The organism is Kitasatospora sp. NEAU-69 (assembly GCF_057158765.1).
This window is the reverse complement of sequence record NZ_JBWXUE010000031.1, coordinates 71850-95178: the sequence shown is the minus strand read 5'-3', so window position 1 is coordinate 95178 and position 23329 is coordinate 71850. Positions and strand designations below refer to the sequence as shown.

The window sequence follows — 23329 nt, the reverse complement described above, 5'->3', positions numbered from 1 at the left end:
GGAACGGAGACTTCCTTCGAGCTGCTCTCGCAGTCCCTCCGGGCCCTTCGTTCTTACTTCGTAGAGCTTATCAGATCCGCCGTTGTGGCTTTTCCGACTCCCTCTCGGTGTTTCCGACCTTAGCAGGTCCTCCACACCGTTTCGGCCTCAAGTGGCCTTCGCCGTAACCGACCTGACGGCCTGTCCGACGTGTTGAACTTTAGCTGAACTCCGCTCCGAAAAGCGAATCCGACCGAAGTCCGCCCACGCAACCGAAATACCGGCACAGCACAGCAGGCCGGCCCACGCCGCCACAGACGGGCAGCACAGAGACCAGCACAGATGTACTGAGAGAGGTACTTCAGGAGAGTGGCCGCCCCGGGACCGTCCGCGCAGATGCGTGTCCGGTGCTCCCAGCCGAGCGACTTGAGAACACTAGGCAACCCGAGCCCCGGACGCAAATCCCCTGGCGCGGCGTCGCGCGGCGCCCAGACGGCGGGCCGGCGACGGGGAGACGGCCGGGCGCCCCACACCTCGAAGGTGCGGGGCGCCCGGTCGCGCGCTGAGGGTCAGGCCGGGCGGATGTGCTCCGCCTGCGGGCCCTTCTGGCCCTGGGTCACGTCGAAGGTGACCTTCTGGCCCTCCTGGAGCTCACGGAAGCCCTGGGCGTCGATGTTCGAGTAGTGGGCGAACACGTCGGCGCCGCCGCCGTCCTGCTCGATGAAGCCGAAGCCCTTTTCCGCGTTGAACCACTTCACGGTGCCGGTAGCCATAGTTTTCTCCTTCTCAAGGGGCACGGATCGGGTCCCGCACGGTGCGGGCCCCGGAGATGATCGCCTTGGTCCGGAGAAGCGCTGAACAGCAAAAACGCCCACGGCGTATCACCGCGGGCGAGAACTTCGGAACCACGACTGCTTAATAAGAACGTTACCTGGTCCGGGCCCCGGTTGCCAGGGGACTCGGGCGCGGGTTCAGGTGTTCTCGGTCGCACTCGCCGGCCGGACCCGGCCCCGCCCGCCCTGGCCTGCCCCGGCCCAGCCAGGCGCGCCTTGCCGGATCCGGCCGGGCCACGCGGGCCGCGCGGGCCGGACCGGCCGGGCAGCCGCGCCGTGGACCCGGGCGCCAGGTTCACCCGCTCGGGCGGAGGGTCCGTCCGGCTGTGCGACGCGGCGGCTCAGTCTTATGGGGTGGTTAGCGGTTGGTTAGCGGTCCTTTCAGACACGAATTCCGACCGTGACACCGGCCATACGATCGCATTTCCCGGATTCTCCCGGCGGCCCGGCGGCCCGGCGCCGAACAACGGATTTTCCTCGTACCGACTCCGCCGGTGACCCTTCCCGAGCGACTTGGACACCACATGACGACCGTCCCGACCGTCCGGCCGGCCGAAGGACTTCCCGAGCTCCTCCCCGAGCGGGCGCCGGTGAAGGTCAGCGTGGACAACAACCGGTGCCATGTGTATGGCATCTGCCAGCAGGAGGCGCCCGAGGTGTTCCGGATCGCCGAGGGCGGTTCGCTCCACAACACGGCGACCGTGCCGGCCCGCCTCGCGGCCGGCGCCCGGCAGGCCGTCCGCTGCTGCCCGATGCAGGCCATCGCCATCCGAGACGCTGCACTGCCCACCGAGGCCCGGCGCCCGCGTCACGGCGGCACCGGCGCCAAGCCCACACCGACGGCGGCTGATCGCCACCGGTGTGGACGCCCGGCGGCTGCCCGAGACGCCGGTGATCAGCGACCGGGTCCGCACCGTCCGCACGCTGGCCGACGCCGCCGCGATCCGGCGGGCGATGGCCACGGCCCGGGCCCGCCATGTGGTGATCCTCGGCGGTGGTTTCGTCGGCTGCGAGCTCGCCTGCACCGCCCGCGCCCAGGGCATGGACGTGACGCTGGTGGTGCACAGCGCGCCGCTGCTGCGCCGGGTGCTGGGCAGCCGGCTGGGCGAGCTGGTCGGCCGGATCCAGCTCCGGGCCGGGGTCGACGTGCGGCTCGGCACCCGGATCAGCGAGTGGACCGACACCGGCGCGGGCCTGCGCCTGCGGCTGGACGACGGAGAAGTCGTTGACGCCGACTTCGTCGTCCTGGGAGTGGGCAGCGTGCCGCGCACCGAGTGGCTGCACGGCAGCGGGCTCGAGATCTCCGACGGCGTGCTCTGCGACGCCACCTGTCACGCGGTGGACCCGGCCGGGCGGCCGGTGCCCGGCGTCGTCGCGGCCGGTGACGTGGCCCGGTGACCGAACGAGCGGTTCGACGCCGTGCCGCGCCGGGTGGAGCACCTGATCCACACCATCGAGATGGGCCAGCACGCCGCCGACGCGTTGCTGCGCGGCCCGGCCGGGGCGCCGGTCTTCACGCCCGTGCCCCGCTTCTGGTCCGAGCAGCACGGCACCCGCCTGCAAGCCGTCGGCATGCCCGCGCTGGGTGAGCGGATGGAGATCGTCGAGGGCTCGCTGCGCTCCGAGAGCTTCGTCGCCGCCTACCACCGCGACACGCCACGCGGCGCGCAGCTGGTGGCAGCCGTCGCCTTCGACATGCCGCGCCAGCTGCTCGGCTACCGCGACCGGATCGGCCGCACCGGCGCGCTCGCGCACGTGCCGGCGCCCCGGCGGGGGCGGCGCCGGTGAGCCGTCGCGCAGCCCGTCGCCGAGCCCGTCGCAGCCTGCTGCCGTACCTGCTGAGCCTGCCCGCGCGGAAGAACGTCCGGCGACGCTTCATCGGCGCCGTGATGATCGCCGCCATCGGCCTCTACGCCCAGCTGCTGCTGACCGCGCCGCCGATGCCGCCCGGCAAGGCGCCACTCCGGGCCGGCGTGCCTGGTCAGCCGCCCGCGGTCACGGCCTTCAGGTCGTCGAGCGACTCGCGCATGAGCTCCGCCAGGTCCGGCCGGCCGGGGCCGTTGATCCACCGCTCGAACGCGACCCGGAACACGACGATCCCCGCCTCGGCCGCGAGCGTCGCCGCCGGCTCGCCCACCCCGCGCCGGCGCAGCGCGTCGGCCAGCGCCGCGCCGAGGGTGGCGAGCTTGATCAGTTCGCGCTCCTGGAGCTCGGCGTTCGCGACGATGACGCGCTGGCGCAGCCGCGCGCCGTCCAGCCGGTCCTCGAACCCGGGGCCGAGCGCCAGCAGGGCCGCGGCCACCGCGTCGATCGGCGTCGCGGACTCCGGCGCGTCGACGACGGCGGCCACCATCAGCTCCTGGAGCGTGCCCGCACCCCCGAAGAGCACCTCGCGCTTGTCGGCGAAGTGCCGGAAGAACGTCCGCGGTGTCAGCCCGGCCCGCGCCGCGATCTCCGCGACGGTCGTCTGCGCGTATCCGCGCTCCACGTAGAGCTCCAGGGCCGCCTGTTCCAGGCGGCCGCGCGCGTTGGGCTCCCATCGAGTCATGCCCTGATCGTACGCGATGACACCGAATGACATCGAGGTGATGACACTGGACGACATCAGGTGTACGTTGATGTCACTGAATGACATCGATGCTCTCCGCCCGGCACCCGGACCAGGGACATCGAAGGACCAGGAGGTTTTCCCATGCGCGTCTTCGTCACCGGCGCCTCCGGCTGGATCGGCTCCGCCGTCGTCCCCGAACTGATCGGCGCGGGACACCAGGTCGTCGGCCTCGCCCGCTCGGACGCCTCGGCCGCCGCCCTGACCGCCGCGGGCGTGGAGGTGCAGCGCGGCACGCTCGACGATCTCGACGGCCTGCGCAGCGCGGCCGCCGCGTCGGACGGCGTGCTCCACCTCGCCTTCAAGCACGACATCGCCTTCTCCGGCGACTACGACGGCGCCGCCGCCGCGGACCGCCGCGCCATCGAGACCTTCGGCGAGGCGCTCGCCGGCTCCGGCCGCCCGCTCGTCATCGCCTCCGGGACGCTCGGGGTCGCGCCCGGCCGGGTGGCGACCGAACAGGACGGGCACACGCCCGCCCCGGCCGGCACGCCGGCGGCCGGCCCCCAGCTCCGGCAGGCCACCGCGCGGGCGACCCTCGCGCTCGCCGACCGTGGCGTCCGCTCCTCCGTGCTGCGGCTGCCCCCGACGGTGCACGGCGACGGGGACCACGGCTTCCTCTCGGCCCTGGTGGGCATCGCTCGGGCCAAGGGCCTCTGCGGCTACCTCGGCGACGGGTCCAACCGCTGGCCGGCGGTGCACCGGGCGGACGCCGCGCGGCTGTTCCGGCTCGCGCTGGAGCAGGCCGCGGCCGGCTCGACGCTGCACGCGGTCGCGGACGAGGGCGTGCCGATCCGCGCCGTCGCCGAGGTGATGGGCCGCCATCTCGACCTGCCGGTGGCCGCCGTCTCCCCCGAGGACGCCGGCGAGCACTTCGGCTGGCTGGGCGGCTTCCTCGGCGCCGACAGCCCGGCCTCGAGCGCGCTGACCCGCGAGCAGCTGGGCTGGAAGCCGACCGACCCTGGGCTGCTCGAGGACCTCGACCAGGGCCACTACTTCCGGCGGACCGCGGACCGGTAACTCGCCTGGCTCTTGCGGCAGTCGGCAGGACCGGCCGGTGCGTCGGCCTGCCGAGGTGCCGGCCGGCGCATGAGGATTCCGTGATGCAATGCGGCGGGCAGGTGCAGAATTCAGTCAACTTCCAGCCAAAGCCGCACCCTTGCCCCACTGCCCGCCACCCCGTTCGCGCACGCCCGTGCGCCGAGCGGGGTGACGTGTATCAGCCAAGTCAGTGGCTTTGGGTAATCGGACGTACACGGTTCGGATACGCTGTGTCCGTCCCAGTCCGGAGTGGGCCGCTCCGGGGACCACTGAACCAACTCCGTTGCCGCACCGGACCATTACCGAATCCCCTGGGACAGCCACGCCATCAACCGGGCCGGGGATCGGTCCGGGCCGGCAGGCGGAGTCGAGCACCGGACGGAACTCACACCAGACGGGAGGTCGACCAGCTGATGACGTTGACCATCGCGGACCTGCGGAAACGGCTGACGGACAGCACGGGCAAGACATTCCAGGTGACGGGCGCGGAGATCGGTGCGCCGGACCTGATCCAGCGGCACCTCGGCGGAACGCTCACCGTCGAGCAGACGGCCAACGGCGCGGACCTGACGGTCACCGGGACCTCCTCCCTGCCGGACGCGGCCGACCTGCCGGTCACCGTGACCTTCACCGCGGACGAGAGCGGCACCCAACTCGCCGGATTCGAGATCGCGTTCACCCTCAAGACCTGGACATTCCAAACCGCGTCGGCCGGCCTGGACTTCAGCTACCTCCCCGACTACGGCTTCGACGCGCCCAGGTTCGTGCTGCGCGGCGGCGAGGTCGGCGCGGTACTGGGCTGCACGCTCGGCGGCGCCGCGTATCGAGTGCCGATCGACGGGGACGGTCCGCCGGTGGCGGACGGCGACGGCGGCGCGTCGCTCCAGGCGGTGACGAAGGCGTTCGGTTGCGCGCTGGCCGGGGACCTGGGTGTCAGTCTCACCGGCGTCTGGTTCCGGTACGACCAGGAGAAGAAGACCCTGGTGGTGTCCGGGACCGTCGCGCTCGCCACCGGCAGCTCGCCCGCCACCTCCGGCTCCACCGTGACCTGGGCCCTGCTGGCGCTGCCCAAGCGCGGCAGCGAGCCCCGCCGCTACGTCGGCGTGGTCAAGGTGGATCTCGGCCTCTCGCTGTCCGGCCTGCCGATCGTGTCGGGGCTGGTGCCGGCCGCGAACGACCTGGTGATGCAGCACGTGGCCCTGCTGTTCAGCACGGCCGGGCTGGACCAGAGCGATGTCACCGACGTCAACGAGGTGCTCAAGGGCGTCCAGAGCGACTTCCCCGGCGCGGCGGCGCCGCAGCTGCCGGACGGCCCGCTGGACAGCGGCGTGACGGCGTCGCTGGCCTACGACCTCGGGGGCAAGCCCCGGGACCTGGTGAAGGTCCGACTGGGCGGGGCGTCGAAGAGTTGGACCGTGCCGCAGCAGGACGACGGGCCGAGCAAGGCGGCCGACGCGCCGGCGAAGGCGGAGTCCAGCGGCCCGTTCCGGCTGGGCGGGATCAACCTCGGCTACGCCGGCGGCGCGATCCAGGTCCTCGCGGACTTCACCGTCACCGCGCACGGGCTGGCCTTCGAGGCGCGCGGCTTCGGGTTCAGCGTGCCGGTGGCCGACCCCACCGCCACGACTCCGGTGCTCGACGGCCTGGGCATCAGCGCGAAGATCGACCCCATCGCGCTGGGCGCCGCCCTGCGCTGGCGCCCGGACGCGGACTGGCCGGTGCGCTTCGACGGCGCGGGGATGCTGACGGCGCCGGTGATCAGCGTCGGGATCGCCGGCTCCTACGCGCGCAAGGCGGACGGCACCCTCTCGCTCTTCCTCTTCGGCCAGCTCGGCACGGGCAGCAACCCGGAGTCGGGCTTCGGCCCGCCGCCCTTCCGGGTCAAGGACGTCTCGCTGGGCTTCGGCTACAACAGCGAGGTCCGCGTCCCGGAGATCACCCAGGTGGACACCTTCCCGCTGCTCAACCTGACCGACGCGGACACGACCCCGATGGGCGTGCTGGACAGGCTCACCGGCGGGACGGCGCCCTGGGTGGCGCCCAAGGTCGGTGAGGACTGGGTCGCGGCGGGCCTGCACTGGACGACCTTCGAGTTCGCCGACTTCCGCGCGATGGCACTGGTCGAGTTCGGCGACTCGCTGGTGATCTCGCTGCTCGGGCTGGGGCGGTTCGACTTCCCCAAGGACCGCGAGGCGGGCAAGGACCCGGCGGTGCGGGTGGAGATCGCGGCCCGCGCGCTGTACCGGCAGAGCGACGGCCTGCTCTCGCTGTCGGCGCAACTGACCGACGAGTCCTACGTCCTGGACAAGAACTGCAAACCGACCGGCGGCCTCGCGCTCTGCACCTGGGTGAACCCGAGCCCGTACGCCGGGGACTTCGTGGTCACCGTCGGCGGCTACCACCCGGCATTCAGCAAGCCCGACCACTACCCGGACGTGCCCCGGGTGGGCATCAAGTGGTCGATCAGCAACACGCTCACGCTGACGGCCCAGGCGTATGCGGCCGTCACGCCGCACGCGGCGATGCTGGGCGGCGCGCTGGCGCTGGTCTTCGACACCGGTCCGCTGCGGGCCTGGTTCACCGCGCACCTGGACGCGCTGATCCAGTGGTCGCCGTTCTTCTTCGACCTCAGCATGGGTGTCAGCATCGGGATCCGGGTCTCCATCAAGGTCTGGTTCGTCCACATCACCATCAGCCTGGAACTCGGGGTGGACGTGGATCTGTGGGGACCGCCGATCGGCGGCATCGCCACGATCCACCTGTGGTTCATCAGCTTCCACATCGGCTTCGGCAAGAGCCGCCCCGACCACCTGCCGGCGGCCAGCTGGACGCAGTTCCAGGTCCATCTCCCGCCCAAGCAACGGGCGTTGCAGGTGAACCCGGTGGACGGGCTCTCCTGGCAGCCCAGTTCGCCCTCGTCGGTCGCCCGGGTGCGCGACGGCGACACGGACGACCAGCCCTGGTACGCCTCCACACACGGGTTCAGCTTCACCACCTCCTCGGCGGTACCGGCCAGCCAACTGGTGTTCGGCAGCCGGACCGTGGCGGGCGGCGACGAGGACCTGCTGCACATCCGCCCGATGCAGAAGGGCGGTCTGACGGCCACCCACACCGTCACCATCACCCGGGACGGCAAGGCGATCGAGCACTCCGACTGGGCCGCCGAGCCGGTGTCCGCCAATGTGCCGCAGGCGCTGTGGGGGCCGGGCGAGAGCACGCTGACCGGCAGCGGACTGCTGCCGGACCGGCTGACCGGCCTGAAGGTCACCGTCCCGCCGCCGGCGTTCGGCGGGCAGCTGACGACGGTACCGGGTGCGCTCGACCTCGCCCCGCTCACACCGCAGGGCGCGCTCCCGCTGGACCCGGCGGCGGCCGCGGCGGGCCGGGTGCCCGAGGCCGACGCGCAGACCGTGGCGGCCATCACCGCGACTGCGACCGGCATCGCCGCGCAGGCGACGGCCGACCGCCGCGAGGCCCTGCGCACGCAGCTGGGCTCGCTCGGCTACCCGCTCGACGCCGCCGACCCGCTGACCCGCTACGCCGGCCTCGCCCGCACCGACCTGGCCGCCGAGCCGCTCCTCGTCCCGACAGGAGACTGATGCCCCGATGAGCAACCAACGCCTTGAGACGGCAAGCGGGTTCGAGTTCCACGACAATCTGGTCCCGGCGCTGGAGGCCGGCACCTACCAGATCAGCACGACGCACGGCATCGACGGCCTGGACACCGGCGACTACTTCGACACGCCGGTGGTGCGCACCCTGGAGGTCCAGGCCGCGCGGTTCGCGCTGCCCGCCGGCGCGGTGCACGGGGTGTATCCCACCGACGGCGCCACCGGCACGTTCGACCAGCTGCTGCCGCACATCACCCTGGACACACCGCCGCTGCCCTGGGAGCGGACCCTCACGGGCGAGGCGCCCGTCCCGGGGCAGCCGGTCGTGCCGTGGCTGGCCGTGCTGCTCTTCGCCGAGGGCGAGCTGCCGGGCGATCCGACCGCCGCCGGGCGCACCGTGACCAGGACCGTGGCCGACCTGCTGGCCACCTCTGCCGACCAGGCCATCGCCCCGGCCCTGACCGACGTGGCGGAGCAGGACCAGGCCGCCGTCTGCCAGACCGTCGACGTGCCGGCCGAGTTGTTCGCCGCGATCGCACCGCGCGCCGGCGAGCTGGGCCGGCTGGTCCACCTGCGGCGCGGCGACGACGAGCCGAGCGGGCTGCGCTCGCGCAGCGACCGCGCGGGGGTCCGCTCGCTGCGCGGCGTCCCACGCGCCGCCCCGCCGCGCTGGTGGCGGACGGCGCTGAACGACGACGCCTCGTACGAGGGGCTGCACGCCGTCGTCGTGGGCAACCGCTTCCCCAGCGCCGCCGGGGGCCAGTACGTGGCCCACCTGGTCTCGCTGGAGGGCTTCGCCGACCACCTCGACGGCACCCCGGCTAGCGCGCCGGTGCGCCTGGTGTCGCTGCGCGCCTGGTCGTTCCGGTCGCTGCCGGACTCCGGGGCGCACTTCGGGACGCTGATCGAGAACCTGGCCGCCCCCGGCCGCGACGACGCCGCCGCGCTGGGCCTGCGGCTGCCCCCGGGCACGGCCACCGGCGAGGCCGCCGACCGGCTCACCCAGGGCTACACGCCGCTGGCCCACCGGCTCGGCTCAGGTGAGCAGAGCTACGCCTGGTACCGGGGACCGCTCACCCCAGTGCCCGCCCAGGCGCTCCCGGACTCCGTGGCGCACAGCGCGAGTTCGGATGCGCGGCTGGTGTACTTGGAGGAGCACGGCCTGTTCGACGTCAGCTACGCCGCCGCGTGGAACCTGGGCCGGTCGCTGGCGCTGGCCGACCCGGCCTTCCCGCCCGCGCTGATGGCCTGGCGCACGGTGGCGCGAGCGCGGGCCGGCCGGATGCTCGCCGCGCGCGGCCGGGCCGGCCAGGGCAGCCTGGCCGGAACCGGCGCCGCGACCGGCCGCCTGAACGCCACGGCGGCGATCGGTGCCCGCCGGGCCCGGCAGGCGTTCGAGACCAGCGTCCGCGGCGGCCTTTCCGGCACCCTCGGCACCGCGCTGGCCGCCCCGCTGGACCCGGCCGCCGCCGGCCGCCGGCTGACCGCCGCCGTGCCGGTCCCGCCGCAGCAGGCCGCCGCGCCGTGGCTGCGCGGCCAGTTGGCGCAGCCCGACACCCGGGAGGCGCTGCGGGCGGCCACGGCCGCGCAGGCGGACCCGGTGCTGGACTGGCTGGACCGCCTCGCGCTGCTGTACCCCGTGCCGCTGGAGCACCTGCTGCCGCGCCAGGAGCTGCTGCCGAACGAGAGCCTGCGCTTCTGCTATGTGGACCGCGCCTGGCAGGAGGCGCTGGTGGACGGGGCGTTGAGCATCGGCATCGCGGGGAGCCTGGACAGCGAGCTGACCACCCTGCTGCACGAGGTCCTCACCGACCTGCCCGCCCGGATCTCGGGCTTCCTGGTCCGCTCCTCGCTGGTGCCCGGCTGGCCGGCCCTGCGCATGCACCTGTACGGCGGCGACAGCGGCGCGGACGAACTGACGGTGCTGCGCGCCGACGTGCTGGGCGAGGACGTGCTGCTGGTGCTGGCCGACGGCATCGTGGACCGGCTCGTCGTGACGGAACCGCCGCAGGGCCTGCACTTCGGCATCCAGGACGGCGACATCCTGCAACTGCGCGACCTCAGCGACCAGATCGGCACCGCCCTGCCGGACGTCAAGATCCCCCAGGTCAGCGGCTACCTGGACCCGGACACCCGGGTGCTGGACGTCAACCGGCTCGGCGACGCGATCACCGCCGCGCTCGGCGACCACGCCCAGCCCCACGGCCTGAGTTCGGCCGGCTGGGCGATCCAGATGGTCAAGGCGGCCCAGCAGATGACCTTCCAGCGCTCCTGACGCCCCAGCGCTCCTGACGAAGACGAAAGCGAGCACCATGCCGAACAACGACACCGGACCGCTGGTCGTCCCGGTCCAGGTCGACGCCCTGGCGGTCAACGACGAGGTCCGCTTCAGCGTGCCGTTCCTGCGCTGGAAGGCCAACTTCAAGCTGCTGCAGGAGAACACCTCGCCGGAGGGACAGCCCTTCGACAACAACGAGGCCGCGCACTGGGCCGACGATCCGACGGCCAACGGGGTCTACCTGCAGTGGCAGTTGCCGCAGGCGCTGCGCAACGGCCGGCACGACCCGGAGACCGGCGAGACCGGCTTCCCGCTGGTGCCCAACCGGTGGCTGGTCGTCCGCTACAGCGGCCCGGCGACCGACCGCTCCGCCACCGCCTGGGTGGTCGAGAGCGACTGGATCCCGCCGGACGACACCGCCACCGGCACCACCCCGTACCTGCGGCCGGGGACCAGCAGCAGCGTCCACATCGGCCGACGCCTCGCGGCGGGCGACTGGCCGGGCGAGAGTGGCGGGCAGCAGCCGTACGTCACCGCCGCCGGGCCGGGCCTGCTCACCTTCTCCGCCTTCCAGCCGTACAACGAGAACGTCCTCTCGCTGCACGACGACCTCGCCGGTGTCGCCGACCGGGACACCCTCGGCTACCTCGTCGCGGGCTGGTACTCCGCGCCGGACGCCGACCCGCTGCACGACGCGACCAGCCTGGCCGAGCTCGGCTGGGTGCTGGCCGGCGACCCCGGCACCGACCCGGCCGCCGACACCCCGCCCGCCGACCGCTCCCTCTACACCGGCCAGGTGCTGGGCCTGAGTTGGGACAGGACCGGCAGCCCGCCCGCCTCGGACCGGCCCGAGGGCGTGCAGGTGGACGTCGCCGTCGGCAACAGCTCGATCGACGCGCTCACCGCACTGCTGGTGGGCAAGGGCACCGATCCGGGCGAGGCCGCGCAGCTGGAGGCGCTGGCGCACGGCCTGCTCGACAGCCTGGACGACTCCGGCACCGAAGCCGTGGACCAGTCGATCCACCGTGCCTGGTTCGGCTCCACCCACGGCGGCTACACCTGGGACCTGGTCGCAGCCGACACCGACAGCCCGGCCGCGACCAGCGGCGATGACAGCGACAGCGATCTGGAGCAGCTGCGCACCCGGCTCAACACCGACCAGGCCGCCCACGACGCGAAGGTCCGTGAACTAGCCGACGCACAGTGGAAGTTGTACGGCGCCTGGTGGCTGAACAACGAGGACGACCAGCCCGACGCCTACACCGGCACGCTGCCGGCGGCGCTGGATCCCGGTACTGACGGCAGCCTCGCCGCCCGGGTCACGGCGCTGATCGCCGACATCGCCGCGCGCCGCACCCCCGGCTCCGGTCACCAGCAGCCGATCCCGTGGGGGGCCACCGACGAGGAGCTGGCCACCGCCGCGCAGGCGTACCTGACGGCGCGCGGCGCCGACCCGACCGCCTTGACGCTCAAGCGCTCACCGCTGGGCGAGTTCCACCACGCGCAGGACCCGGTGGTGCTGCTGAACGGCGTCAGGTCGCCGGCCCCGGCCGACCTCAGCGCCGCCCTGCCCTGCCGCACGCCCGATCAGCTGCTCACCGGCATCGACCTGGGCGGCACCATCGCCCCCGCGCCGGCCCCAGTGCCGGGGTGGCCGCTGGCGAACCTGCCCGAGGCCGCAGCCGCCACCGTCGACGCACTGCTCGGCGAGTTCTGGCTGCTCGACCAGGCCCAGGCCGCCGGCACGCTGGCCGACGCCGTCGCCGACCCGGGCGGGCGCGTCGCCGGCACCCTCCCAGCGCTGGGCACCGACAGCTGGCAGCAGCCGTGGAAGCCGCTCTACCTGCTCTACGAGCTGTTCTACTACCCGCTCCCGCACGACAGTGCCGACGGCGCCTGCTGGTCGTTCGACGGCACCCGCTACCACTGGAACCGGACCGGCGTACCGGCCACGTACCAGGTCTACTCCGGGCGGATGTTCCTCACCCCGCACGCCACCTTCAACCTCGCCGCCCAGATCAGGCAGTACCGGGCCAGCCACCCCGACGCACCCCAGGACGACCTCCAGCAGCTGGCCGACCGGGTCGCCGGCTGGGACCTGCTCAGCCAGGCCGTCGACGGGCTCACCACCCGCATCGCCCTGCGCGACCAGGCCCTCAGCGCCCACCCCGGCGACAGCACCGCGCCGGCCCCCCTGGTCGGCAACCAGCACCAGACGACCCCCGTCCCCGGCAAGCTGTCGTCAAGCGGCAAGTGGCAGGCCTCGGTCTTCCCCCACCTGCGCGCCGGCCAGTTCTACTTCAACCGGATCGCCGTCGTCGACCAGTTCGGCCAGGTCAGCGACCCGATCAACCCGCAGGGCAGCGGCAGCGAGACCGACAGCGACAAGAAGGCCCTGGTGCTCGCCGACAGCGTCCGGCCGGACGACGGCGCGACGGTCCTGCCGGAGTTCCCCGGCCGGTTCACCGAGCTGCGCCCCCGCCTGCTCCAGGGCGCCCGGCTGCGCTTCGACGCCGTCTCCGCCACCGACGACAGCCAGGTGCTCGACCTTCACGAGGGCGTGAACCCGGTCTGCGGCTGGCTGCTCCCGAACCACCTCGACGCCGCCCTCGACGCCTTCGACCCGGACGGCGGCGCACTCGGCCAGTGCCGGACCGTCTACACCGCCGACGGCGGGCAGCAGGTCGTCTGGGACCAGGCCCCCGGCTCGGCCTACGCCACGCCGGACGGTTTCGCCGCCGACATGCCGCACCTGGCCGCCTTCCTGAACGGACTGGTCGCCGCCGGGCCCGAGGCCCTCGCGGCGACGCTGACCGCGATCGACGAGACGCTCTACACCGTCAACCCGCTCGGCGGCTGGGACGACACCACGATGACCGTGCTCGCCGGGCGGCCGCTGGCGCTGCTGCGGACCCGGCTCGCCCTCGAACTCGACGGGCCGCCGGTGATGGACCCCAGTTGGTCACAGTGGCAGTACGTCCTCGACCCGGGCAAGACCGCGCCCCGGCCGCCGTCCCTGGACTACCCATGGGGCGTACGGCTCGGCGCACTGGAGAACCTCGCCGACGGCCTGATCGGCTACGCCGCCGGCGACGACTACGGCACCCTGCACGCCGTCCACCCGCCGAAGGACGCGCCGCCGTACCTGAGCCCGATCGGCGCCGGGTTCACCCTCACCACCGACGGTGCGCCGCAGTACCTGACACTCCTCGCCGACCCCCGGGCCCTCGTGCACGCGGTCAGCGACATCCTGCCGGTCTCCGTCTTCGGCGTCCCGGCCGAGTTCGTCGGGCCGGCGCTGTCCCGGATGGAGGTCTCCTTCCGGCTCGGCCCGTTCCTGACCGGCCCGCAGGAGGTCACCGGCGCCGACGGCCGGCCCACCACCGGCTGGACGCTGCCCCGGCCCTCGGTCCGGCACGGCGACTGGACCTGGACCGAACCCACCGCCACCGGCTGGCAGGACGCCCCGCCGGCGCCGTCCGGCGCCCCCGGCCACGTCCCGGCCACCCCGCTCAGCGCCCGCACCGGCCGGCTGCGGCTGCGCGGGGCGATCACCGACGCGCAGTAACCGGCTTGCCCTGAGAAGGAGTTCGAACCGTTGTTCATCAGTGCTGCCGCCACGGCGGACACCACCCTGAAGTACCTCGTCACCACCAGCCCGTCACCGCTGGAGATCACGCCGGCGGGCACCGCGCCCACCCCCGCCAAGATCACCGTCACCGCCGCCAACCCGGGTACCGACCCGGTTCACGTCACGATGGTCAAGTTCACCCTCCCCGAGGGCACCGGCGCCGGCGACCTCACCGAACACCTCGACCAGATCACCCTCACTGTCTCCCCCGCGACCGACTGGACCTTCACCCGCGAGACCGACGGCACGTTCCTCGCCGTTCCCGCCGGTGAGCAGGACTCCGTCGCGGTCACCGGCAAGGCCGTGCTGTTCGAACTCGGAGGCATCGCCGTCAACGGCGAGATCGGCGTCACCACCGTGACCATCGATGAGAAGACCCAGGACGACGAAGGCGACACCGTCAAGGGCACCGCCAGGTTCAACCTCGGCAAGTGCTATCCGAGCTTCCAACTCAGCGATCTACGAGCGACGTTCCTCGACAACGGCAAGACCAGCGTGAAGAACGGCGATCCGGTCACCCTGACCTGGACGGGCTCGTACGGCGTCAAGTACGACGTGCTCTACAACAACAAGTCCTACCCCGTGAGCGAGGCCGACGGCTACACCTGGACCTCGCCCGACCCCTTCCACTGCGACACCACCTTCTACCTGAAGGCCAGCCTCACCACCGACGGCCAGAGCGTCACCCACTACCTGCACACCACCGTCACCGTCGACAAGCCCGACCTCGACCTCGGCACCGCGTCGGTGGGCGGGGCGCTGTCGGTGGGAGGGGCGCTGACGGCGGCCGGAGACCTCAGCGTCGCCGGACAGAGCAACGTCAACGGACTGCACGCCGGGGGGACACTCGAGGTCGCCGGGGAGATCCACGTCGCCGGGACCGTGCACGGAGCTGACGCGAGCCATCCCGTCAGCCTCGGCGCCGCCGACATCGGCGGCACCCTCACCGTCGGCGGCCTGCTGACCGCAAACGGGGACCTCGACGTCTGGTACAAGGCGAACAACCAGCAGAAACTGACCACGAGCGGCGTCACCGGCGGGGTCCGGTTCCCGGGCAACACCACCACGGACGGGGACGCGACCGTCACCGGGGGCCTCACCGCCAACGGGGCGACGGCCGTCAACGGCACGCTGTACGTCGGCGGCGCGACGGACATGCTCGGCAACCGCTTCGTCCACAATTACGGGGGCAACGACTCCTTCAGCTGGACGGCCCCCACGGACGGGCTCCTCACGGCGGTCCTGGTCATGCAGGACCACACGAGATACGACGACAACGTCGGCCTGCTCGCTCGGCTCTTCCTGACGGTCGGCGGCAACGAATACTGGATCGACGCACCGATCCTCAGGCAGTCCGGCGTTTCCGGCCAACGCCACCCGCTGAGCGTCCTCGTCCGCAAGGGACAAGCCATCTCCGGCTACGCGCAAGCCACCGACAAGATCGTAGACATTAGCAGCGTCCCGATGCAGCTGTACTGGTTCCCGATCGGCCCCTCCAAGGACCTGATCGCCGCATAGCAGCAGGCCAACACCAGTCCGGGCCCACACCGGACCGTGCGGCTGCCCCGTCCCCTCCGGCGGGGCAGCCGCACATGTGCGGCGCTCCGTCAGGCCGCGTGCAGCCGGATCCCCGCGGCCACGGACTTGCCGCGCGTCCGCCGGGGCACGACGGCCCAGACGTCGCAGAGCGCGTCGACCAGCAGCAGGCCCCGACCACCGCACGCCTGCGGGTCGGGCGAGGCGAGGACGGGCCGACCGGACCCCGGGTCGGAGACGGCCAGCCAGTAGTGGCGTCACGGTCCAGGTCATCCCGTTCTCCGCTGGGGCGTTTCCCGGCTCGGGACAGTCCATGGTCTATGCCGAGGGGGACGTGCCGAGTCTGGACGTGGTGCAACTGGATCGAACAACTGCCGCCGAGTTCCTGCATCTCGAAGCACAGCTTCGCAAGTTCTCACTCCACCTTGATCAGATGCAGCGCATCGCACTGCCACCGGACCAGTCGCATGACCTGATCCACTCCATCGCACAACAGCTCTAGGAGAAGCCGCATGTCAGAAATTACGTGGGACGCGCCCTTTTGCCAGGATTCCGGGAGTTGCTTCCGCCTCGGCACGGACGCCGACGGCAACGCCTTCATCGCCGTCAACGGCCAAGAGGAACACGCCATCACCGATTCCATGACCGCCCTGCGCACCATGATCCTCGACATCAAGGCAGGCAAGGCCGACCACCTGCTCTAGGCAGTGTCCTGGCGATCACGAGCGGAGCCAGATGACGAGCGCGGCTGCGGTAACGGTTCCGAGGTAGACGCAGCCGCGCGTGTCGAACCTGGTTGCAAGCGCGCGGAAGGTCTTCAGTGCGTGGTGGTGTGCGCGCACGGACGTCGAGTCGACCGAGACGTCCCGGTCGATCTCGCCGGCCGCGTCCGCCTCGGCCTGGATCCGCCGCAGGAGCATTTCCCACGTTCCGTCCGCCGACCAGCGGCGATGCCGCTCGTGCACCGTCTTCCACGGTCCGTACCGCTCCGGCAGATCGCGCCAGTGCACGCCCGTGCGGATCCGGTACAGCACCCCGTTCAGGACCTGGCGGTGGTCCCGACACCTGCCACAGCGCCCATTGCTGACCGGTAGAAGCGGCTCCAGCCGCTTCTACCGAGCATCCGTCAAGTCACCTCTGTCTCCCACAGTCCTACCAACGACTGGACTGATCGTCGGGACGTCTTCCAACCCCCGGCGATGTTCGGTACTGACCGCTGAATACGGTGGAGGGGCCCGGTTGAATGAGAGGACGCGAAGACGTGGATGTGTATGAGGCCGTGGACAGTCGCCGGGCCGTGCGGGCGTTCAGCGATGAGCCCGTGCCCAAGGAGGTACTCGAACGAGTGCTGACCGCAGCGACGCGGGCTCCGTCCAGCGGGAACCTCCAGCCGTGGCATCTGTACGTCGTGACCGGTGAACCCTTGGCGGAACTCAAGCGGACCGCGACGGCCAGGGCACTGGTGGGGGACCCCGGCGACGAGCGTGAGTACCCGATGTACCCGGAGGGGCTGGCCTCGCCGTATCTGGACCGCTTTGCTGCTGCCGCCGCCCAGCGGTACGAATCGCTGGGGATTGAGCGCGACGACCCCGACCGGCCCAGGAAGATCGCTACCTTGAACTCGGAGGCGTTCGGGGCGCCGGCTGTCCTGTTCTGCTACCTCGACCGGACGATGGGGCCCGGACAGTGGGCTGACGCGGGGATGTACCTGCAGACGGTCATGCTGTTGTTGAGGGCCGAGGGGCTGCACAGCTGCCCCCAGGTGATGTGGACCGTGTACCGGGAGACTGTCAGCCAGGCAGTCGGAGCCGATGACGGACTCGTGCTGTTCTGCGGCGTCTCAGTGGGGTTCGAGAAGGAGGGCGTGCCGCAACTGCGCACCGGGCGGGCGGGCATGACGGAAACGGTGAGCTTCATCGGAGTGTGACCGTTGGACGGCCGAGATCGACAGGACAGGCCCTGACCCCATGGCAGTCGGGGCGGGCTCCACCCCGGCCGGGCCGGCCGGGATCGCCGGACTTCACCGTCAACCTTCGAAGCCATCAGGGCTGTTGACACAGTTGGACGTACAGCGTCGGACGGGGGCCGGCCCGCTGGCCGTTCAGCCGGAGCGGGGCAGCCACCGACCAAGGAGGATCCATGGCGCAGGTCGAACAGATTGAGCCGACCGAACAGGTCGTCATCGCCGGAGCGGGCCCGGTCGGGCTCTGGCTCGCCGCCGAACTCCGGCTCTACGGTGTGCCCGTCACGGTGCTGGAGAGCCGGGCCGAGCCCGACTCGCACTCCCGCGCGCTCACCATCCACCCGCGCACGCTGGAGCTGCTGGCCTGCCGTGGTGTGGCGGAGCCGTTCCTCGCCGAAGGGGTGCGGATACCCAGCGGGCACTTCGCTGCACTCGCCGAGCGGCTGGACTTCAGCAGCCTCAACACGCCGTTCCCGTTCACCATCGGGCTCCCGCAGGCCCGGACCGAGGAGCTGCTGGCGGAGCACGCCCGCTCGGTCGGCGTTCGACTGCTGCGCGGGCACCGGGTGACCGGCCTACGCCAGGACGCCGACGCGGTGACCGTGGACGTCGAGGGCCCGGACGGCCCACGGCAGTTGCGGACCGCCTACCTGGTCGGCTGCGACGGCACCCGCAGCACCGTGCGCACCGCGGCGGGCATCGCGTTCCCCGGCACGGACGCGACCGTCTGGGCCTGGCTGGCGGACGTCGTGCTGGACGAGGCGCCGCCGCGGCACTCCGTCTCCGGCCCGCACGGCACGCTGATGGCCTTCCGGCTGCCGGACGGGCTGTACCGGGTGGTCGGCAACGACGCCGAGAGCGTCCACACCCGCGCCGGTACGCCGACCCTGGAGGAGCTGCGCGCCAAGGTGCGGCGGATCGCCGGCACCGACTTCGGCATGCGCGACGCCCGCTGGATCTCGACCTTCGGCAACGCCACCCGGCAGGCCGCCGAGTACCGCAGGGGGCGGGTGCTGCTGGCCGGCGACGCCGCGCACCAGCACTTCCCGGCCGGCGGTGCCGGCCTCAACGTCGGCCTCCAGGACGCCGGCAACCTCGGCTGGAAGCTGGCCCAGACGCTGGCCGGCACCGCACCCGCCGGGCTGCTCGACAGCTACCACGCCGAACGCCACCCGGTCGGCGTCGAGTTGCTGCGCACCACCCGGGCAAAGACCGGTCTGATGACCGACTACACAGCCGAGGGACTGGCGTTGCGCGAGGTGCTCGGCGAACTCATCGGCGGTGTCAAGGAGTTCTCGGACGAGCTGGCGGTGCGGGCGGCCGGGCTCGCGATCAGCTACCCGCCTGCGCAGGGCGCCTCGGCGCACCCGCTGACCGGGTCCCGGGCGCCGGACCTGGCGCTGGCGCTGGCGCCGGCCGGCACCGACGGGCTCTTCGCGCTGCTGCGCCGGGGCCGCTACCTGCTGCTCGACCTGACCGGCCGGGCGGGCGCCGCGCTCACCCCGCTCGCGCACGACGTGCTGCCGGGCCTGGACGTGCACAGCGCGCCGCTCGACGAGGCGCAGCTCGACGAGGCGCGGGCCGACTGGTCCGGGGTCGGCGCGGCGCTGGTCCGGCCGGACGGCCATCTGGCCTGGCTGAGCCGGGAGACCGACCCTCAGGCGCTGTTCGAGGCCGCCCGGCGGGCGGTGGCAGCGACCGTGTCGCGGGTACCGGCGCTGCGCTGAACCACTGCCGGACCACTGCCGAACCGGCCTGGCGTGAGGCCGGTCCGAGCCTGAGGGGCGCCGGTCAGGCCGTAGCGGCGGCGGGCGACAGGCCCGCCGGCTCCGCCAGGCCGGCGGCCGCCGTGGCCGTCGTGGCCGGCCAGGCGGTGACCGGGCCCCGGGCGCGCAGGCCGACCCGGCTGCCGGTCGGCCAGGCCTCCCCGTCGGTCAGCCGGGCGGTGATCTCCAGCCGCTCCCCCGCCGCGCCCCGGCCGAGGCCGTCCAGCATGCAGCGGACCACGGCGTCGTGACCGTGGTACCGGGAGTCGATGACGACGGCGGTCACGGCTTCGTCCCCGGTCCCGTCCCCGGTCCCGTCTCCGGCGACAGGGTGGACCTCGACCTGCTCCGGGCGGAGCAGCACCACGGCCTCCCCGGCACCGGCGCTGTCCCCGTCGGACGCGGTGCGGGCGTGCAGCGGCAGGCTGCCGAAGACCGTCCGGATCGTGGCCGCGCCCTCGCCCTCGCCGGCCCGCGCTTCGAGCGTGCCGGGCAGCAGGTTCGCCTCGCCGACGAACGCGGCGAGCTGCGGATCCGCCGGCCGCTGGTAGAGCTCGCGCGGGGTCGCGCACTGCGCGATCCGCCCGTCCCGGACCACCGCCACCAGGTCGGCCATCGACAGCGCCTCGTCCTGGTCGTGCGTCACCAGGATCGCGGTGGCGCCGAACTCGCGCAGGATCGCCTGCACGTCCGCCCGGATGCTGGCCCGCAGCCCGGCGTCCAGCGCGGAGAACGGCTCGTCGAGCAGCACCAGCTCCGGCCGGACGGCCAGCGCGCGGGCGAGCGCGACGCGCTGCTGCTGACCGCCGGAGAGCTGGTGCGGGTAACGCCGGTCCAGGCCGCTCAGGCCGACCCGCTCCAGCAGTTCGCCGACCGTCGCGGTGTGCCGGCGAGCCCGGCCGGGCAGCCCGAACGCGACGTTGCCCGCCACCGTGAGGTGCGGGAAGAGGCCACCGTCCTGCGGCACGTAGCCGATCTTGCGCCGCTCGGGCGGCAGTTGGCGCCGCCCGTCGTCCACCACCAGGCCGCCCAGGCTGACCGTGCCGGCGTCCGCCCGTTCGAACCCGGCGACCACCCGCAGCAGCGTGGTCTTGCCGCTGCCGGACGGGCCGAGCACGGCGGCCAGCGCGCCGGTCGGAATCTCCAGATCGACTCCGTGCAGCACGGGTTGCCGGCCGTAGGACTTGGCGACCCCGCTCAGCGTCAGACTCGTCATGCGGTGTGCTCCTGTCGGGCTCGGACACGGTCGAACCAGCGGCCCAGCACGTAGCTCGGCACGGCGGCGATCGCCACCATCAGCGCCGCGTAGGGGGCCGCGGCGCCGTAGGAAAGATTCGACTCGTACTCCCAGAACCGGGTGGCCAGGGTGTGCGCGCCGGTCGGGATCAGAATCAGCGTCGCGGTCAGTTCGGTGACCACGGAGAGGAAGACCAGGCAGAAGCCGGCCGCCAGCCCCGGCGCGACCAGCGGCAGCGTCACCCGCAGCGCGACCGACCAGCGCGGCCGCCCGAGCGAACGCCCGATCTCCTCCAGCCCGACCGGCGCGGACGCCACCGAGGCGCGCACCGCGACCAGGGCCAGCGGGAAGAACATCACCGCGTAGCCGATCACCAGCAGCTGCGGGCTCTGGTACAGCGAGAAGGCGTAGCGGATCCCGAAGAACACGAGCCCCAGCGCGATCGCCAGCCCCGGCAGGCCCTGCACCAGGTAGGTGCTGCGCTCCAGCACCACGGTGAACCGGCTGCGGTGGCGCACCGAGAGCAGGCCGACCGGCAGCGCCAGCAGCGTGGTTAGCGCGGCGGCGCTGACCGCGTAGAGCGCGGTCTGGCCGGCCGCGCCGAGCAGCGAGGCGGGCGGCAGCGTGGTCGAGCCGCCGACGATGCACCAGTAGGCGAGCGTGCCCACCGGCAGCAGCAGCGCGATCGAGCTCAGCGCGGTCAGCGCCAGGCTGATCGCCAGGCCGCCGAGCACGCCGGGCCGGACCCGGCGCGGCGCGCGGACCGCGACCTGCCGGGCCACCCGCCCGCCGCCGCCCGCCGCGTACTCGGCGAGCAGCACGGCCAGGCTGAGCACCACGAGGACCAGCGAGAGCGCGCAGGCCGCGGGCCCGTCGAAGCTCTGCAGGTACTCGGTGAAGATCTCGGTGGTGAAGGTCTGGAAGCGCAGGATCTCGAACGCGCCATACTCCGCGAGCAGCGCCAGCGCCACCAGCAGGCAGCCGCCGAGCAGCGCCGGACGGATCTGGCGCAGCGTGACCTCGGCGAACGCCCTCAGCGGGGTGCGGCCGAGGCTGCGCGCCTGCTCCTCCAGCGCCGCGTCACCGGCCCGCAGCGCCGCGGCGACCGGGAGGTACACCAGCGGGTAGAGCGAGAGCGACATCACGATCACCGCCCCGGTCAGCCCGTGCGCGAACGGCACCCAGGAGGACCAGGCGTAGCCGACGACGAAGTCCGGCAGCGCGACCGGCAGGACCAGCAGCACGCCCCAGATCCGGCGGCCGGGCAGCGCGACCCGCTCCACGCAGTACGCGGCGGCCGTGCCCAGCACCGCGCAGCAGAGCGTGACGACCACCGTCAGCTCGACCGTGTTCTGCAGGAGGTCCCAGGTGAGCCGACGGAACATCAGCCCGGAGATGCTCGACCAGCCGGCCTGGTTCGCCTGGAGGAGCAGGAAGCAGAGCGGCAGGAGCAGCAGCGCGGCGACCGCGATCGAGAGGCCGGTGAGCAGCAGCGGGAGGCGGCGGCCGCGCCGGGCCTTTGACGGGCTCCGCAGGCTCGACGGACTCGACGGGCTCGACGGGCTTGACGGACTCGACGGGCTCGACGGGCTCGACGGGCTTGGCAGCACGCCGCCCGCCGGGCCCGCGGCGGATGCAGCGGGCCCGGCGGGCGAGGCGGTGTCGATGGGTTTCGTCATGGGTGCGCGCTCCTAGAGGAGCTGGGCCTGCTGGAGCAGGCTGACCGCCTGCGAGCCGTCACCGAGGTCCGCGATGCTCAGGTCGTTCGGCTTCAGCTGGTCGAACGGCTGCTCGGACTGCGCGGTCGTCACCCCGGAGCCGACCGGGTACTCGAAGCTGTCGCTGGTGGCGATGATCTTCTGGGCCTCGGCCGAACCGAGGAACGCGATGAACTTCTGCGCCTCGGCCTGGTGCTTGCTGGAGGCGAGGATGCCGGCGCCGGAGACGTCCAGCAGGTAACCCGGGTCCTTCGGTGCGAAGGCGGCGATCGCGGAGCCGATGGAACCGTTGTTCTCGGCCTTCATCCGGTACCAGTAGTACTGGTTGATGACGCCGATCGCGGACTTGCCGCTGCTCACCATCGAGGTGAGCGTCTCGTTGTCCGGGTACAGGTTCGCGGCGGCGTTGTTCTTCACCGCGCCGAGCCAGTTCTTGGTGAAGTCGGCGCCCTTCGACTTCAGCATCGAGGTGACGATCGGCTGGAAGTCGGTCTCGCCCGCCGCGAGGCCGAGCTTGCCCTTCCACTGCGGGTCGGCGAGCTGGGCGAGCGAGGTCGGCAGCTGGGCGGGGGTCAGCAGCTTGGTGTTGTAGATCAGCACGCTGACCCGGGCGGAGACGCCGATCCAGTCGCCCTGCGGCGAGTCGTACTGCGCGGGGACCTGCGCCAGCGCGGCCTTGTCCACCGGCACGAGCAGGTTCTTCTCCTGCAGCTTCATCAGCGCCGGCGAGTTCTCGGTGTAGAAGAGGTCGGCGGGCGCGTGCGAGCCCTCCGCCTGGATCTGGTTGGCCAGCACGGCCTCGTCGTTGCTGCGGATGCTGACCTTGATCCCGGTGTCCTTGGTGAAGGCGGCCACCAGCGCGTCGGCGGTCTGCTCGTGCTGCCCGTTGTAGAGCGTCAGCGAGCCCGCGCCGGAACCGGACGCCGTCGAGGAGCCGGAACACCCCGCGAGCGCGGCGGCGCACAGCGCCACGACCGCGAGCAGGCCGACCGGCCTCTTGGCAAAACGTCGCATGGGAATGCCTTTCCGACACAGGCACGACGACAGCCGGGCATGCCTGAGCTACGAACACTGAGGGTGCGCCACCTCAGAGAGTGAGGAAGCCTCGCTAAGGTATACCTAAGTTCT

Annotated in this window: 16 protein-coding genes and 3 pseudogenes; 12 read left to right on the top strand and 7 right to left on the bottom strand. The window is 72.4% G+C overall.

Translation table 11 applies throughout. The annotated features are described in order from the left end of the window. Positions 1–548 precede the first annotated feature (548 nt). Positions 549–752, bottom strand: coding sequence for a cold-shock protein (locus AC060L_RS29545; protein WP_184941582.1), 204 nt, complete (start codon positions 750–752; stop codon positions 549–551). A 584-nt stretch (positions 753–1336) separates the two neighbouring features. On the opposite strand from AC060L_RS29545, the pseudogene AC060L_RS29540 reads away from it, so the two are divergent. The 3 genes and pseudogenes from AC060L_RS29540 to AC060L_RS29530 all read left to right on the top strand — a co-directional run. After that, positions 1337–1570 (top strand): annotated as a pseudogene (locus AC060L_RS29540) (ferredoxin); the annotation flags it as partial. Positions 1571–1589: 19 nt separating this feature from the next. Beyond that, a complete protein-coding gene (locus AC060L_RS29535) occupies positions 1590–2210 on the top strand; it encodes an FAD-dependent oxidoreductase (RefSeq protein WP_483802010.1) in 621 nt (206 codons plus the stop codon). Between the two features lie 21 nt (positions 2211–2231). Next, a complete protein-coding gene (locus tag AC060L_RS29530) occupies positions 2232–2600 on the top strand; it encodes an oxidoreductase C-terminal domain-containing protein (protein ID WP_483802005.1) in 369 nt (122 codons plus the stop codon). Positions 2601–2793: 193 nt separating this feature from the next. Here the strand turns inward: AC060L_RS29530 and AC060L_RS29525 are convergent, their stop codons facing one another. Further along, a complete protein-coding gene (locus AC060L_RS29525; RefSeq protein WP_483802004.1) occupies positions 2794–3360 on the bottom strand; it encodes a TetR/AcrR family transcriptional regulator in 567 nt (188 codons plus the stop codon). Positions 3361–3504: 144 nt separating this feature from the next. Here AC060L_RS29525 and AC060L_RS29520 point away from each other — a divergent pair, with 144 nt between their 5' ends. The 5 genes from AC060L_RS29520 to AC060L_RS29500 all read left to right on the top strand — a co-directional run bounded on the left by AC060L_RS29520 (position 3505) and on the right by AC060L_RS29500 (position 15499). Continuing rightward, the gene (locus AC060L_RS29520; protein WP_483802003.1) at positions 3505–4440 is read left to right on the top strand and encodes an SDR family oxidoreductase; all 936 of its coding nucleotides are present in this window, start codon (positions 3505–3507) and stop codon (positions 4438–4440) included. Positions 4441–4874: 434 nt separating this feature from the next. Beyond that, complete coding sequence (locus AC060L_RS29515) at positions 4875–8060, top strand: DUF6603 domain-containing protein (protein WP_483802002.1); 3186 nt, start codon at positions 4875–4877, stop codon at positions 8058–8060. Between the two features lie 7 nt (positions 8061–8067). Continuing rightward, positions 8068–10347, top strand: coding sequence for a hypothetical protein (locus AC060L_RS29510; RefSeq protein ID WP_483802001.1), 2280 nt, complete (start codon positions 8068–8070; stop codon positions 10345–10347). Positions 10348–10384: 37 nt separating this feature from the next. Then, on the top strand, positions 10385–13918 hold the full coding sequence (locus tag AC060L_RS29505; protein ID WP_483802000.1) for a hypothetical protein: 3534 nt from the start codon (positions 10385–10387) through the stop codon (positions 13916–13918). 30 nt (positions 13919–13948) lie between these two features. After that, positions 13949–15499: a hypothetical protein gene (locus tag AC060L_RS29500; protein WP_483801999.1), complete on the top strand. Its 1551-nt coding sequence runs from the start codon at positions 13949–13951 to the stop codon at positions 15497–15499. A gap of 89 nt (positions 15500–15588) precedes the next feature. Here AC060L_RS29500 and AC060L_RS29495 read toward each other — a convergent pair. Further along, positions 15589–15771: pseudogene (locus AC060L_RS29495) on the bottom strand (ATP-binding protein); the annotation flags it as partial. Positions 15772–15788: 17 nt separating this feature from the next. Between AC060L_RS29495 and AC060L_RS29490 the strand changes: the two are divergent. Next, complete coding sequence (locus AC060L_RS29490) at positions 15789–16019, top strand: Scr1 family TA system antitoxin-like transcriptional regulator (RefSeq protein WP_483802009.1); 231 nt, start codon at positions 15789–15791, stop codon at positions 16017–16019. A gap of 10 nt (positions 16020–16029) precedes the next feature. Beyond that, a complete protein-coding gene (locus tag AC060L_RS29485; RefSeq protein WP_483801998.1) occupies positions 16030–16221 on the top strand; it encodes a hypothetical protein in 192 nt (63 codons plus the stop codon). 117 nt (positions 16222–16338) lie between these two features. Here the strand turns inward: AC060L_RS29485 and AC060L_RS29480 are convergent. Then, positions 16339–16623, bottom strand: a pseudogene (locus AC060L_RS29480) (IS5 family transposase); the annotation flags it as partial. A gap of 155 nt (positions 16624–16778) precedes the next feature. Here AC060L_RS29480 and AC060L_RS29475 point away from each other — a divergent pair. Together AC060L_RS29475 and AC060L_RS29470 are read left to right on the top strand one after the other, a co-directional pair. Then, positions 16779–17444: a nitroreductase gene (locus AC060L_RS29475; RefSeq protein WP_483801997.1), complete on the top strand. Its 666-nt coding sequence runs from the start codon at positions 16779–16781 to the stop codon at positions 17442–17444. 212 nt (positions 17445–17656) lie between these two features. Then, on the top strand, positions 17657–19207 hold the full coding sequence (locus AC060L_RS29470; RefSeq protein ID WP_483801996.1) for an FAD-dependent monooxygenase: 1551 nt from the start codon (positions 17657–17659) through the stop codon (positions 19205–19207). Between the two features lie 64 nt (positions 19208–19271). Here the strand turns inward: AC060L_RS29470 and AC060L_RS29465 are convergent, their stop codons facing one another. The 3 genes from AC060L_RS29465 to AC060L_RS29455 are packed head-to-tail and all read right to left on the bottom strand — an operon-like array spanning position 19272 to position 23215. Beyond that, positions 19272–20462, bottom strand: coding sequence for an ABC transporter ATP-binding protein (locus tag AC060L_RS29465; protein WP_483801995.1), 1191 nt, complete (start codon positions 20460–20462; stop codon positions 19272–19274). Next, positions 20459–22162, bottom strand: a complete 1704-nt coding sequence (locus AC060L_RS29460; RefSeq protein WP_483801994.1) for an ABC transporter permease — start codon at positions 22160–22162, stop codon at positions 20459–20461. The genes AC060L_RS29465 and AC060L_RS29460 overlap by 4 nt, the downstream gene beginning before the upstream one ends. 12 nt (positions 22163–22174) lie before the next feature. Further along, entirely contained in the window at positions 22175–23215 is a 1041-nt protein-coding gene (locus AC060L_RS29455) for an extracellular solute-binding protein (RefSeq protein ID WP_483801993.1), read from the bottom strand. Between the last annotated feature and the right edge of the window lie 114 nt (positions 23216–23329).